Annotated in this window: 11 protein-coding genes; 3 read left to right on the top strand and 8 right to left on the bottom strand. The window is 63.0% G+C overall.

What is annotated here, in order from left to right; translation table 11 throughout:
• Window positions 1-148: 148 nt before the first annotated feature.
• Entirely contained in the window at window positions 149-1,240 is a 1,092-nt protein-coding gene (locus tag AC1DYO_RS00535; RefSeq protein ID WP_477259284.1) for an acyltransferase family protein, read from the top strand.
• A gap of 4 nt (window positions 1,241-1,244) precedes the next feature.
• Here the strand turns inward: AC1DYO_RS00535 and AC1DYO_RS00540 are convergent, their stop codons facing one another.
• The 5 genes from AC1DYO_RS00540 to AC1DYO_RS00560 all read right to left on the bottom strand — a co-directional run bounded on the left by AC1DYO_RS00540 (window position 1,245) and on the right by AC1DYO_RS00560 (window position 8,625).
• Window positions 1,245-2,528: an O-antigen ligase family protein gene (locus AC1DYO_RS00540; protein WP_477259866.1), complete on the bottom strand. Its 1,284-nt coding sequence runs from the start codon at window positions 2,526-2,528 to the stop codon at window positions 1,245-1,247.
• A gap of 308 nt (window positions 2,529-2,836) precedes the next feature.
• Complete coding sequence (locus tag AC1DYO_RS00545; protein ID WP_477259286.1) at window positions 2,837-3,664, bottom strand: SDR family NAD(P)-dependent oxidoreductase; 828 nt, start codon at window positions 3,662-3,664, stop codon at window positions 2,837-2,839.
• Window positions 3,665-3,766: 102 nt separating this feature from the next.
• On the bottom strand, window positions 3,767-4,252 hold the full coding sequence (locus AC1DYO_RS00550; RefSeq protein ID WP_477259288.1) for an acetone carboxylase subunit gamma: 486 nt from the start codon (window positions 4,250-4,252) through the stop codon (window positions 3,767-3,769).
• The gene (locus AC1DYO_RS00555) at window positions 4,249-6,453 is read right to left on the bottom strand and encodes a hydantoinase B/oxoprolinase family protein (RefSeq protein ID WP_477259289.1); all 2,205 of its coding nucleotides are present in this window, start codon (window positions 6,451-6,453) and stop codon (window positions 4,249-4,251) included. Before AC1DYO_RS00555 ends, AC1DYO_RS00550 begins: the two co-directional genes overlap by 4 nt.
• A gap of 12 nt (window positions 6,454-6,465) precedes the next feature.
• Complete coding sequence (locus tag AC1DYO_RS00560) at window positions 6,466-8,625, bottom strand: hydantoinase/oxoprolinase family protein (protein WP_477259291.1); 2,160 nt, start codon at window positions 8,623-8,625, stop codon at window positions 6,466-6,468.
• 111 nt (window positions 8,626-8,736) lie between these two features.
• Between AC1DYO_RS00560 and AC1DYO_RS00565 the strand changes: the two genes are divergently transcribed.
• Window positions 8,737-9,519, top strand: a complete 783-nt coding sequence (locus AC1DYO_RS00565) for a helix-turn-helix transcriptional regulator (RefSeq protein WP_477259293.1) — start codon at window positions 8,737-8,739, stop codon at window positions 9,517-9,519.
• Here the strand turns inward: AC1DYO_RS00565 and AC1DYO_RS00570 are convergent.
• Window positions 9,516-10,451 (bottom strand): LysR family transcriptional regulator, encoded by a 936-nt coding sequence (locus AC1DYO_RS00570; protein ID WP_477259295.1) that lies wholly within the window; start codon window positions 10,449-10,451, stop codon window positions 9,516-9,518. The two genes, AC1DYO_RS00565 and AC1DYO_RS00570, sit on opposite strands and share 4 nt — an antisense overlap.
• Here AC1DYO_RS00570 and AC1DYO_RS00575 point away from each other — a divergent pair.
• Window positions 10,450-10,956, top strand: a complete 507-nt coding sequence (locus AC1DYO_RS00575) for a nuclear transport factor 2 family protein (protein WP_477259297.1) — start codon at window positions 10,450-10,452, stop codon at window positions 10,954-10,956. The two genes, AC1DYO_RS00570 and AC1DYO_RS00575, sit on opposite strands and share 2 nt — an antisense overlap.
• Window positions 10,957-10,977: 21 nt before the next feature.
• Here the strand turns inward: AC1DYO_RS00575 and AC1DYO_RS00580 are convergent, their stop codons facing one another.
• Both AC1DYO_RS00580 and AC1DYO_RS00585 read right to left on the bottom strand, forming a co-directional pair.
• On the bottom strand, window positions 10,978-11,559 hold the full coding sequence (locus tag AC1DYO_RS00580) for a DUF1349 domain-containing protein (RefSeq protein WP_477259298.1): 582 nt from the start codon (window positions 11,557-11,559) through the stop codon (window positions 10,978-10,980).
• Window positions 11,560-11,574: 15 nt separating this feature from the next.
• The gene (locus tag AC1DYO_RS00585) at window positions 11,575-13,014 is read right to left on the bottom strand and encodes an aldehyde dehydrogenase family protein (protein ID WP_477259300.1); all 1,440 of its coding nucleotides are present in this window, start codon (window positions 13,012-13,014) and stop codon (window positions 11,575-11,577) included.
• Between the last annotated feature and the right edge of the window lie 17 nt (window positions 13,015-13,031).

Here is a 13,031-nt window from a genome sequence, read left to right on the forward strand (position 1 = left end):
GCCAGGGCGCGGGCGGGCTGGATCGTTTCACCGTTTCAAGAAGACGGCGAACCGATCCAGCTCTTTGTTTGCAAGCAATTCCGGACGGAAAACCGCTCACACTTTTCCTGGAATTGCTTTGACCGTTTCGATCGCTTGAAGGCATACAATGCAGCCCGCCGCCCCGCGCCACGTCTACCTCAATCTCGACGCCATCCGCGGCGTGGCGGCGATCAGCGTGATGCTCTACCACTTCTCGCCGTTCCTGGCTGACGGCAAGGTGCTGCCGTCGAGCTATCTCGCGGTCGACCTGTTCTTCCTGCTCAGCGGCTTCGTCATCGCGCATGCCTATGATCGCAAGATCGAAAACGGCATGGGCTTCGGCACGTTCGTGGCGATCCGCCTGATCCGCCTCTACCCGCTTTACCTCGCGGGTACGTTGCTCGGCTTCTTCTACCTCGTGGTCAAGAACCGGCTGATCCCGGCGGAATACATGCCGATCTCCGAGATCGGCACCATGCTGACGACGGGCATGTTCTTCATCCCGCTGGTCAGCGATGCCTATCACACGATTTTTCCGCTCAATCCGGCGTCGTGGTCGCTGTTCTTCGAGCTGATCGTCAACATCGCCTATGTCGCCGTCTTCTTCCTGCTGACGAAACGCGTGCTGACAGTTCTCATCGCCGTCAGCCTTGTGCTGCTGGTGCTTGCCTCGATCGTGGCCGGCACGCTCGATTTCGGCATGACCGGCTCGACCATCATCAGCGGCCTGCCACGCGTCTGTTTCTCGTTCTTTCTCGGCGTGCTGCTTTGCCGGTCCATGGCGCGCTACCAAAGCGGGCTCGGCTTCCTGCGGCGCGGCTGGTGGGTAGAGGCAGCGATCGGGCTGACGCTCCTCGTCTTCGCCATCGCGCCGGCCGGCGGCGCCCGCGTCGCCTATGATCTAGCCTGCATCGTGTTCGTCTTCCCGGCGCTGGTGGTGGTGGGCGCCATAGCGCCGACGGCGCCGCGCCTGTCAGGCTTTTATGGCTGGCTGGGGCGGATTTCCTACCCGATCTACATCATCCACACGCCGATGCTGATGATCATCGCCGGCGCCGGCAAGGCCGCGGCGATCGACCCGTTCGCGCATCATCCCTGGTTCGGCATCGTCATGGCGGTCGCAGTCATCGTCATCGCCGACATTGCCACGCGCCTCTATGACGAGCCGCTGCGGCGCTTCCTGCAGCGGCTGATTCAGCGCAAGCGGGTCGTCGCCTGATAAGTCAGACGCGCGCCGGCATGCGGCCGTTGGCGGCGTTCTCGTCCGGCACCGGAGCATAGACCCGCCTTGCCCTGACAACCGGCACCGGGCGCAGCTTGAACAGGCCGTAATAGACGATGAATGAGGCCATGAAATAGGGGCCGAGGATCTCGACCTCGAAGAAGGAGCGGATCAGCATCATGCCGACCGCGCCGGCAAGCACCACCGAATCGGCACTCCAGTCGCCGAACACCACTTTCGAGACATGGCCGTAGAAGGAGCGCAGGATGATCAGCGCCAGCATGATCACGCCGACGAAGCCGAGCTCCACCAGCGTCTCGATATAGGTATTGTGGAAATGGAAGCCGGTTCGGGTCGAGATGTAGAACTCCGCCCAGAGCCGTTCCGGATCGGCAAAGCCCTGGATCCAGTAGGCGGCATAGCCATAGCCGAGCAGCGGACGCTGCTGTGCGGCTTCCCAGCCTTGTTCCCAAAGATAAGTGCGGCCGGTCAGCGTCGAATCCTTGCCGAAGATGCCGAGCACGACATCGAGCAGGCCAAGGTTCAGCGCAGCCACCACACCCCCGACCAGCGCGGTAGCGCCGACAACGAACAGCACGCGGCGGTAGCGGCGCGACAGGACCTTGCTCATGGTGAGCAAGGCAACGACGCCGATCACCGCCGGCAGCGAAGCGACCGACGTCGCCGAATGGGCGATCGCCAGCATGTAGACCGACAGCAGGATGATCGGCGCGGTCCAGATGAAGCTCATCCAGTTGCGCCGGTAAAAGACCAGAAAAGCGAGGCAGAAGAAGATGCCGAGCGAGGCGAAGAAGCCGATCTGGTTCTTGGAGCCGAAGGCACCGACGAAGTTGGTGGTGCCGTCGATCGTGTCGAGCGCATAGGCGCCGACCTTCAGCGAATAAAGCAGCACAATGAAGATGCCGATCAGCGAGCCGAGCACCAGCGTGCGCGTGCTGATGGTGCGGGCGGCGATGTAGGCGCACAGGATGTGGGAGAAATATTGCAGGCCCGCCCGCGCACTGGTGCCGGCCGCTTGCGACCAGAACAGCGAAAGGCAGACATAGGCCGCAAAGAGCAGCGGCAGCCAGGCGCTGGAAACATCGCGCACGAAACGCCGGTAGTCGACGAACAGCAGCGGCAGCCACACCAGATAATAGGCGAGGATCAGGATCTGGCCGAAATTGGTGGAATAGGCGAAGGCAAAGACCGACACGGCAACGGCAAAGGCCGCATAGGCCTTGTTGTTGTCCGGATCGATCAGAATGGATTTCGGGATCTTCATATCCGTATCGGATTTCTCATCCATGCCGCCTTTCAACTGGGCACGCCGCCTTTCAGCCGCGCATAAGCGCCCATGAACCGGCTTTTCCGCGTCAGGCCTCGGACGTCATGCCCGCCGGTGGCCGCATGCACACCGGAACCTGCCTTTGCTGGAGCCCCAATCCGGAGCATCCATTGTGCAGTGCAATATAACCTGTATCGTCTGTCACTCAATGGCAAAGTTGTCACGGGGTAGGCGCACCGGCCAAAACGACCATGCAACAGCCAGATGGCGCGAATGCGGCTTCGCGCAAAATCAGGGCTTGGCCGCTACCACAGCGCCCCGCCGGTGACCTGGATGTTTTCCATGGTGATGCCCTTGGCGATGTCCGAACACAGGAAGACGGCGAGAGCCGCGATCTCCTGCGGCTGCAGCATGCGCTGCTGCGGATTGCCTTTGGCGATCTCGGCCATCGCCTCCTCCGCCGAGCGGCCCTTGCCCTCGCGCTCGACCACTTGCGCGACATTGCGGCGCATCAGTTCGGTCTCGACCCAGGTCGGGCTGATCATGACGCAGGTGACGCCGTGCGCGGCGCCCTCCAGCGCGACACAGCGGGTGAGGCCGAGCAGGCCGGCCTTGGAGGCGCAATAGGCGGGATTGTCCTTCCAGCCGACGGAAGCGGCGGTCGAGCCGATGTTGACGATGCGGCCCCAGCCGCGCTCGATCATGCCCGGCAGCACGGCGCGGGTGACACGGAAGGCCCCGGTCAGATTGGTGTCGACGATCTTGTCCCACAGCGCGTCGGAATGGCCGCAGACCGGCTGCTCGGCGGTGGTGCCGGCGGCGTTGACCAGGATGTCGGCCGGGCCGATGGCGGCTTCGGCATCAGCCGCAAACCGGCTGGTCACCTCGCTGTCGCGGACATCGAGATGCGCCGCGTGGACCCTGGTGCCGTGGGCCGACAGGGCCGAACGCACGCGCTCGATTTCGTCGGCGCCTGGATAATAGGCGGCGTCGGATCTGTCCGCGCCGGCAGGCGCGATATAGGAACCGACAGCGACATTGGCGCCGGCTTGCGCCAGCGCCGTGGCAATGGCGAAGCCCATGCCGGAGAACCCACCGGTGACAATCGCGCTGCGGCCGGAAAGGTTTGTCATGGCAGTCAGTTCTCCGGTGCCGAAATCCGATGCGCTATTCATAGGCCGGCGCCGGCAAGGAGCGCTACCTTGCCGGCGACACGGTTCACAAAATCAGTTTCCTCAAAGCGGCTTGCCCAGCCACTCGCGGTAGAAGCCTTCGAGGTCGGGTTCGAAGTCATGGACGATGGGATAGCCCGGTGCCGCCGCTTCCACTTCGTGCATCGTGCCGCATTCAGGGCAGATGAACTCGCGAATTTCCATCCATTGCGGATCGGGGATATCGCTGTTGGGGTAGATCTCGCGCAGTGCTTCTTCGGTGTTGCGCACGTTGATGGCGGCCTTCAGCTTCCAGTTCTTACGATAGTCGCCGAAGGAATGGCCGCATTCGCAGCGGGTGATCCGCTCATCGCCGCTCTGGCAGATGAACAGATGATCCGAGACCGGCAGCAGGATCGGGTCCTTCCAGGCGACACGATCCTGATAGACGGCGACCATCTTGAAGAAGCGGTCATCATCCTTGTAGGCGCTCATGATGCGCCTTGTCTGCGGCCAGGGCAGCTTGCCGGCGGCGAGATCGCCGAGGACTTCCTTGCTGTATGAGGTCATGGCTTTGCTCCCGGCATGAAGATCGATTTGGCGTCGACGGTCCAGAACTCACTGAAATCCCTGGTGAAGCGCGACGACAGCTTGATCGCGCTGGCATACATTTTCTTCACCTCAGGGGCGAAGTCGGCCTTCTCGACCCGGCCGCGCTCAGCGGCGATCCAGTCCGAAACCGGGATCGCCTTGGCCAGACGCTCTCTGCGCATGGCGGCACGGCGTTCGACGGTGGCGTCGATATCGGCAACCGGATAGCCCTCGGCATCGTCCTTCAGCACGATGCCGAAAACCTGGTCCGCCGCCTGGCGGGTGAGGAACCCGTTCTCGACATCCCAGGCGGTCTTGATCGGATCGCGCTCCAGCACGTCGCCGTAACCGCCGCCGCCATTATAGGAATGGCTGAAGATGTCGCCTGACTTGTGCGGCGAGGTGATGTAGGGACCCTCGACCAGAACATGGTCGCCGCCGATGTTCTTCTCGTAGTCGGAAACATCAGGGTCGATGCCGGGCGCATGCGCCAGCGGTTCGCCTTTTGCCGCCAGTTCATGGATGTTGGAGTTGCGCACGGCGCGATGCTTCTGGCAGGTCGGCGCGGGATAGCCGCCGCACATGCCGCCATTGTCGAACACGCGCGAGGAGTGCTCGGAGGTGTGGAGCCGCAGATGCGATGTCTTGTTGATCAGCCAGGTCGAGACGAAGGAACAGCCGCCGCGATATTTGCCGGCGCCGCCCGAATTGGGAACGATCGAGCGGCCGATATAGACCATCGGCATCGACTGTTCCCAGACCTCGATGTTGCCCATGTCGGATTCCGGATTCCAGCCGACATAGGCAGTGTCGAGGCCATCGGCGATGGCCAGCGCGCCAGAGCCGGCGGCGGCGCATTCGAAATGCGCCATGCCAAACGGCGTGCCGTACTGGCTCTCGCCGCCCATCTCGATCATCGGGCTGTTGACCTGGCCGACGAAGGCTTCCTCGACGAAACCGCGCGCCACGAAGCCCCGCGACAAAAGCCGCTGGAAGACGCCATAGGCGGGCAGCAGCAGTGCCCATGAGGTGGCGGTGGCCACCATCTCGTTGTCGGGGTTGGTCCAGGTGCCGTGCGGCAGTTTCAGCTCGGTCGCCATCCAGGCGCCGTCATTGACCAGGCCCTCGAAATTCATGTGCTGGGTCAGCGTCACGAACATGCCGCCATCCATGCCGGCCGGCGTGCAGTTCATCGAATGGTAGCCCCAGGGCTGCGTGCCCTCGAAGTCCATGGTGATCTTGCCGTCGGTGGTGATCTCCATCTCGATCGGAATGTTGTAGAGCCAGTCCGGATCGCCGAGCAGTTGGAAGCCGGGTTTGCCGGCGGTGACGTGGCCATAGAAAGTGTGGCCGCGATAGATGCCGGGCACGGTAAGCTGGCGGGTGCGGGCGAGTTGGGCGCGGCGGCCCTCCTCGATGAACTCCTTCGACACCTTCATCCAGTAGTCGCGGCCGATCTCGGAGATCAGCTGCTTGACGCTTTCGCGCATGTCGATGCAGGAGGCGACCTTAGCTTTCTCGTCCAGCACCCAGTAGATCGGCATACGCAGATTGCGCTCGCAGCGGATGACGTAATCGCGGCGGATTTCGTCATTCTCGCCGATCTTCTCGGCGCAGACGAACAGGCCTTCGGTGAAGCGCTCCTGTGCGAGGCAGACGTCGCCGCCAGGGGTGATGCCGCCGGCTTCCAGCTCGTGGCAGACGGCACCGGCCCAACCGACCAGCGTGCCTTCATGGAAGATCGGCACCACGTCCATGACATCGGGCACCTGCACGGTGCCGATGAAGGCATCGTTGTTGGCGAAGATATCGCCTTCACGGATCTTCGGGTTTTCCTCGTAGTTGTTCTTGATCATCCATTTGATGAAGCGGCTCATCGTATGGACGTGGACCATGATGCCGTTGGACAGCGCAATGGCGTCGCCTTCCGGTGTATAGATTGCCACCACCATTTCGCCGACCTCGCGCACACCAGGCGAGGCCGAGATGCGGCGGGCCATTTCGCGGGCCGAGACGCAATAGGCGCGCAGCTTGGTGTGCAGCGTCTCAAATTTCAACGGATCCTGGTTGCGCAGGGTGAGTTCGGTGATGCCGTCATAGCAGCCGGTCTCTTCCATCAGCCGCTCGGAATCGAGCAGTCTTTCGCGAAGGCGCAGCACTGAGGCAGGTTTGTCCAACATGGCGGTGCCCTCTCAAGCGTGGGTGTAGTGCAGCAGCGTCCATTCATCGACATGGACACGGTCCTGCGGATGAACGACGAGCGTGGTGGCGGGATGTTCGATGATGGCCGGACCGATCACCTCATGGCCGGGTTGCAGAAGGTCCATCTCGTAGAGATTGGCCTTGTGCCAGCGACCGCCGATATAGGCTTCGCGCACGCCCTTGTGGGCGGCTGCCGGGTTGGACTTGCCGAGCGGCCGCTTGAGCAGCACGGGCTTGACCTTGTCGGCGGTAGCGATCAGCCCGAGCTCGGTGATGGTGAAGCCGGCCTCACCATAGCGCGACACGCGATGGTTGACCTTGGCGTAGACCGCCTCGAACTCGTCGATAACCTTGCGCATGTCGTCGGCCGAATTGACCTCGGCAAGTGGCGCCATGACTTCGACGTCCTCGAGCTGGCCGGTGTAGCGCATCATCAGAAACGGCACGGTCTTGATCTTGTCGCGGGCATGGCCGTCGGTGATCATCTCGTCGACCGCAGCCTTGGTCAGGTCATTCCAGACATTGGTGACCTTCTTGCCGAAGGCCATCAATTCGTCACTGCTTGCCCGCGCGCCGATGTCGTGCTGCGTCGACACCGAATGGCGGCGCATGAAATCGGCCGTGGTGCAGCCGAAGGCCGAGAAGGCGGCGGCGAACTGGAAGGTGATGATGTCCTTGAAGCCGATGCCCCTGGAGCAGCCGGCCAGATGCAGCGGACCCGAACCGCCATAGGATAGCAGGGTGAATTCGGAGGGGTGGATGCCCTGGCCGGAGATGACACGGCGCAGCGCGTTGTTGGCGTCGGCTTCCAACATGTCGATCATGCCTTCGGCCGCTTCCTCGACGCCGACGCCGAGGATGCTGGAGCATTTTTCCTCGAAGGCCTTGCGCGCCTTCTCGACCTGCAAGATGACCTTGCCGCCCAGGAAATAGTAGGGGTTGAGGCGGCCGAGAATGGCGTCGCAATCGGCGATGGTGGGTTCGGTGCCGCCCTTGGCGAAGCAGATCGGGCCTGGATCGGAGCCGGCGCTTTCCGGCCCGAGCGAGACCTTCTTGGTCAGCGGGTCGACCTTGAGGATCATGCCGGCGCCGGCGCCGATGGTGTCGAGATGCAGCGTCGGCACGTTGAGCTTGAAACGGTCCATCAGCGGCTCGTTCTCGATCCGCGTCTGGCCACGTGAAATCACGCCCATATCGAAAGAGGTGCCGCCCATGTCCGAGCAGATCAGCGAGTCGTTGCCGATCAGCTTGCCGACATAGGCTGCACCGAGGATGCCGCCGATCGGACCGGAGATCATGGTCTCGTGCAGGCGCGGATGGTTGATCGAGGTCAGGCCGCCGAAGGACAGCAAAGTCTGCACGCCATATTTGAAGCCGTATTTCTTCGAGACGTCTTCGATGCCCTTGAGCTGCTTGCGGCCGCGCGACGTGGCGTAGGCCTCGATCAGCACCGAGTTCAGCCGCGACTGTTCGCGGATGACCGGGCGGACTTCGTGGCTGGTGTAGACGAGGATGTCGGCGTCGGCCTTCTGCACTTCCTCGCGGCAGATCTCGGCAATGCGCTTTTCGTGCACCGGATTGACGTGCGAGAAAATGGTCATGATGCAGATCGCTTCGACCTTGTCGGCGATCAGTTTTTTCGCGGCAGCCGAGACCTCATGCTCGTAGAGCGGCAGCACGATGTCGCCGAACTGGTCGATGCGCTCGGTGACGCCATGGGTGCGGCGCCGCGGCACCAGCGGATCGGGATGGTGATGGGTGACCGCGTGCAGCCGGTCGGCATAGGAATAGTCGGCCCAGGCCTGCAGGCCGCGGCCCATCAGGATCATGTCTTCCAGACCCTTGGTGGTGATCAGGCCAAGCCGGCGGCCGGTGCGCGACAACAGCGTGTTGAGCATGCCGGTGCCGGAATAGAGCACGACGTTGACGCCGGAAAACAGCGATTCCAGCGAGATGCCCCAGGCATCGGCTGCATCCTCGGCCGAGGCCAGGAAGCCCTCGGCTTCGTTCTTCGGCGTGGTTGCCGACTTGCCGATCTTGAAGTGGCCATCCTGATCGACAAGGATCGTGTCGGTCATGGTGCCGCCGGCGTCGATGCCGATGACGATGGGATTGCCGACGATGGGGCTGGTGAGGTTGGCTTGGGTCACGGTCGCCTCAGGATTGCTCTAGGATGGGGCTAGGCTAAATTCGTTGGGCGGCCTTGCGCCATATGCCAAAAGACACAATGACCGCCGGACCGGGATCGCCGAGAAAAGGGCATGCGCATGGGCAGCAACATCTGGGCGCCGCTGGCCAGGGCGATCGCCGCCACCGGCACGGACAGGCATGTCGACTGCCTGATCGACCTGATCGGCGCCGATATCGAGCACGATCTCGTCACCGTGACGCGCTATTCGGCGACGCAGACGCCGGAATTCATCAAGCATCGGCGCTTCTCGGATGAGATGGTCCGGCGCTATCTCGACAACTACTATGTCTTCGACCCCTTCTATGCCTCGTGGCGGCGCGAGCGGAGGCTCGGAATCATGCCGCTGAAACGGCTTGCCGATGACGAGGCCAAACGCGGCCAGTACATAGCCGGCTTCCTGGCGCAGTCGGAGATCAGCGACGAGGTCGGGATCATGTTGGCCGATGGCGGCGATTGGTGCCTCGGCATATTCCTCGACCGTTCGACCGCCTCATTCAAGGATAGCGAGATCGCCCTTCTGGACGAGCGGCTGCCGGTGTTCGAAGCCTTGCATGCGCTCGACACCAAGGCGCGTGGAGCCGAGTTCTCCCGCACCTCGGCACCGACCGGGCCGGGCGCCTCACCCCGGCAGGAGCCGACCATCCCGACCAGCCTGTGGCCGGAACTGTCGCTGCGCGAGCGTGAGTTGGTGCAGCTGATCCTCGCGGGACATCCGACCGCCAACATCGCCGGGCGGCTCGGCATCACGGTCGGCACGGTGAAGAACCACCGCCGCCGCATCTACGAAAAGCTCGACATCACCACCGAGCGGGAACTGTTTTTGCAATTCTTCCAGCACCGCGCGGACGGTTAGGAGCTGGTCGCTTCTGACTGACCCCGCGTTCCCCGGCGGATGGTATCGATGAGGGCGCGGAGCGCCGGCGCCATCTGCCGCTGTGCCGGATAACACAAATAGTAGCCTGGAAAGGGCGCCGACCAGGCCTCGAGCAGCGGGACGAGGCGCCCTTCGGCGACATGCGCATCGATCAACTGTTCGCTGGCGAAGGCGATGCCGAGCCCGTCGACCGCTGCCTGCACGCCAAAGTCCTTCTGGCTCGAGATGACGGGCCCTTCGACGGCAACCTCGAACCACTTGCCGTCCGCCATGAACTCCCACTTGTACGGAGTCGCCTGGCCAGGCCATCGCCAGCCGATGCAGCTGTGGGCGAGCAGGTCGCGTGGGTGAGCAGGCGTCCCGCGTCGCGCGAGATAGTCAGGTGAGGCAACCGCGGTCTGTCGCAGGTCGGGGCCGAGCTTCACCGCGATCAGATCCTTGTCGATGACCTCTCCGAGCCGGATAGCAACGTCATAGCCCTCGGCTACAATGTTCACCACGGTGTCGTCGAGCGTGACGTCCAGGTTCACCTGCGGATAGGCGTCGTTGAACGCCCGCAATATCGGCGTCAGGTAAAGGCTGGCGGCATTGTGAAAGCAGTGCATCCGCACTGTCCCGGCGGGGTGGGCTCGGCTTTCGCTTGTTTCGCCCAAAGCCTCGCCCAACTGATCGACGGCGGGCTTCACGCGCGCGAAAAGTTTGGCGCCGGCCTCGGTCAGGGAGACGCTTCGGGTCGTCCGATTGAACAGGCTGACGCCCACGCGCTCCTCGAGCCCGCGGACCATCTGGCTCAGGGCCGAAGACGACACACCGAGCTTCTCCGCGGCGCGACTGAAATTGAGCGAGCCAGCCACCGCTACAAACGCGCGGAGCTGGTTGAAGTCGCCGGCAGACGGAAGGACAGGGTCCATGATTGCCCGTGATTGCGTAGCCCAGCTAACAAGGCTGGTAAGGGCGCGCCGGTTAAACGCGGCCCGCGAACCCCTTATAGCAAGCGCATTACCAGACCTGAAGGGAGCCATCATGACCACGACAGACATCCAATCGCCGGGAACAAATGGGTTGGCCACTCTGGCTCAAACCTACTTCGATGCCGCCCATGACATGGACGCCGACAAGTTCGCTTCCATCTTCCACGAGGCGGCCTTGGTTACGCGCAAGGGCGAAAACGACACTGTCGTCTTTACCCCTGTCGCCGCCTGGCTGGACATCGTTCGGGCGCTGAAGTCGCCCCGAGAAACCGGTGCCGAGCGCAAGGACCAGATTCTCTCGATCAACCTGGTGCGCGATATGGCACTGCTCAAGATCAGCCTTCTGATCCCTCCGCGTGAGGTGACTGACATGCTGTCGTGCTTCTTCCTCAACGGCCGCTGGCAAATCGTCCAGAAGGTTTTCAACGCCGAACCGCTTCGCTGATCGATCCGGTCGAAGTCGCCGTCAGTCGTGCAACTGCCGGGAGATTGGCGGGCCGACGGCAAAGCCGGAAAAGGTGACTTCGAAACCCTCGCGTTGCGGCGAACAGCACACCATTCCGACATCGACAGACCTGGAGATCGGGAAATAGGCCAGCCGCACCGGCTTCCAGTGGCCATCGGCCGCATCCAGATACTGGATGCGGATGGCCTCGGCGTGGCGGGTCAGGCGGATGCGGACACCGTCGGGGTCATTGGGGATGCTGAGCAGCGACCAGTCGGAGGTGTCGTTGGTGACGACGACGGAAAAATACGCCAGCCCGTCGGTGTATTCGATGCCGGCCTTGATCCACTGCGTTTCGCCTAGCCGCAGCATCAGCCCGGCCTGGTCGTAAAGCACCTTATAGTCGCCCTTGACGGTGACCTCGGCGCTGAAGTCACCCTCGACCGGGCGATAGAGGAAATGACCATTGTCGCGCCAGAAGCCGTAGAAGGTTTCGCGCCAGAAGTCGGTTTCCTTGCCGGTGCGCACATGCACCGTGTCGTCACCGAAAGCATGGTGCGGCGGCGGGTTGAGCCAGGTCAGGTCCTCTTTCGGCGACGCCATCGGTTCACCCGTCGATTAGCCGGCGAATGTATAGGCTGTCTTCACCGTTGTGTAGAACTCCGCGGCATAGCGGCCCTGCTCGCGCGGACCGTAGCTCGAACCCTTACGGCCACCGAACGGAACGTGGAAGTCGACGCCCGCCGTCGGCAGATTGACCATCACCATGCCGGCTTCTGAATTGCGCCGGAAATGCGTGGCGTGCTTGAGGCTCGATGTGCAGATGCCTGATGTCAGGCCGAACGGCGTGTCGTTGGCCACCGCAAGTGCCTCGTCATAATCCTTGACGCGGATGACGTTGGCGACCGGCCCGAAGATTTCCTCGCGCGAAATGCGCATGGCGTTGGTGCTCTCTGTGAACAGCGCCGGCCGGAGGTAGAAGCCGGGCGTTTCGCGGTCGAGCCGCTCGCCGCCGAAAGCGAGGTTGGCGCCCTCCTGGCTGCCGATGGCGATGTAATCCTCGTCCTGCTTCAACTGGCTCGCATCGACGACAGGCCCGATCTGGGTCCTGGCGTCGAGCGCATCGCCGATGACGAGTTTGTCCAGACGCTCCTTGATCGCCGCGACGAAGCGGTCGTGAATGCCTTCGGTCACCACCAGACGCGACGAGGCCGTGCAGCGCTGGCCGGTCGAGAAATAGGCGCCGTTGATGGCGCAATCGACCGCTATGGCGAGATCGGCGTCGTCGAGCACGACGAGCGGGTTCTTGCCGCCCATTTCGAGCTGGAACTTTCGCATATGTTCCACGCTTGCCGCCGCGACGCGTTTGCCGGTGCCGACCGACCCGGTGAAGGTGATGGCGTTGAGGTCGGGGCTGTCGAGCATGGCCTGGCCGACGACAGAGCCCTTGCCCATCACCAGGTTGAGCACGCCTTTCGGCAGGCCGGCGCGGTGCAGGATGTCAACAATGGTCCAGGCGCTCTCCGGCACCAGTTCGGCCGGCTTGAAGACGATCGTGTTGCCGTGGGCCAGCGCCGGCGCGATTTTCCAGGTCGGGATGGCGATCGGGAAATTCCACGGTGTGATGATGCCAACGACGCCGACGGCTTCGCGGGTGATCTCGACGCCGACGCCCGGCCGCACGCTGGGCACCAGTTCGCCCGACAGGCGCAGCGTCTCGCCGGCGAAGAAATCAAAGATCTGGGCGGCGCGGATGGTTTCGCCAATGCCCTCGGCCAGCGTCTTGCCCTCTTCGCGCGACAACGCGCGGCCGATCTCGTCCTTGCGCGCCATGATCTCGTCCGAGGCCTTCTTCAGCACGCTGTGACGGGCGAGCGGCGCCGAGCGCGACCAGGCCGGGAAGGCGGCTTTGGCCGCCGCGATGGCCTGCTTTGCCTGTTCGGCACCGGCCGAGGCATATTCGCCAACGACATCGCCGGTATCGGACGGGTTGATGTTGCGCGAGCCGGCTTCGCCGACCCACTCGCCATCGATCAGATTCTTGCGGAACAGGGTCATATCGCTGTCTTCCTTGT

This window comes from Mesorhizobium sp. P2_F5 (assembly GCF_056403715.1).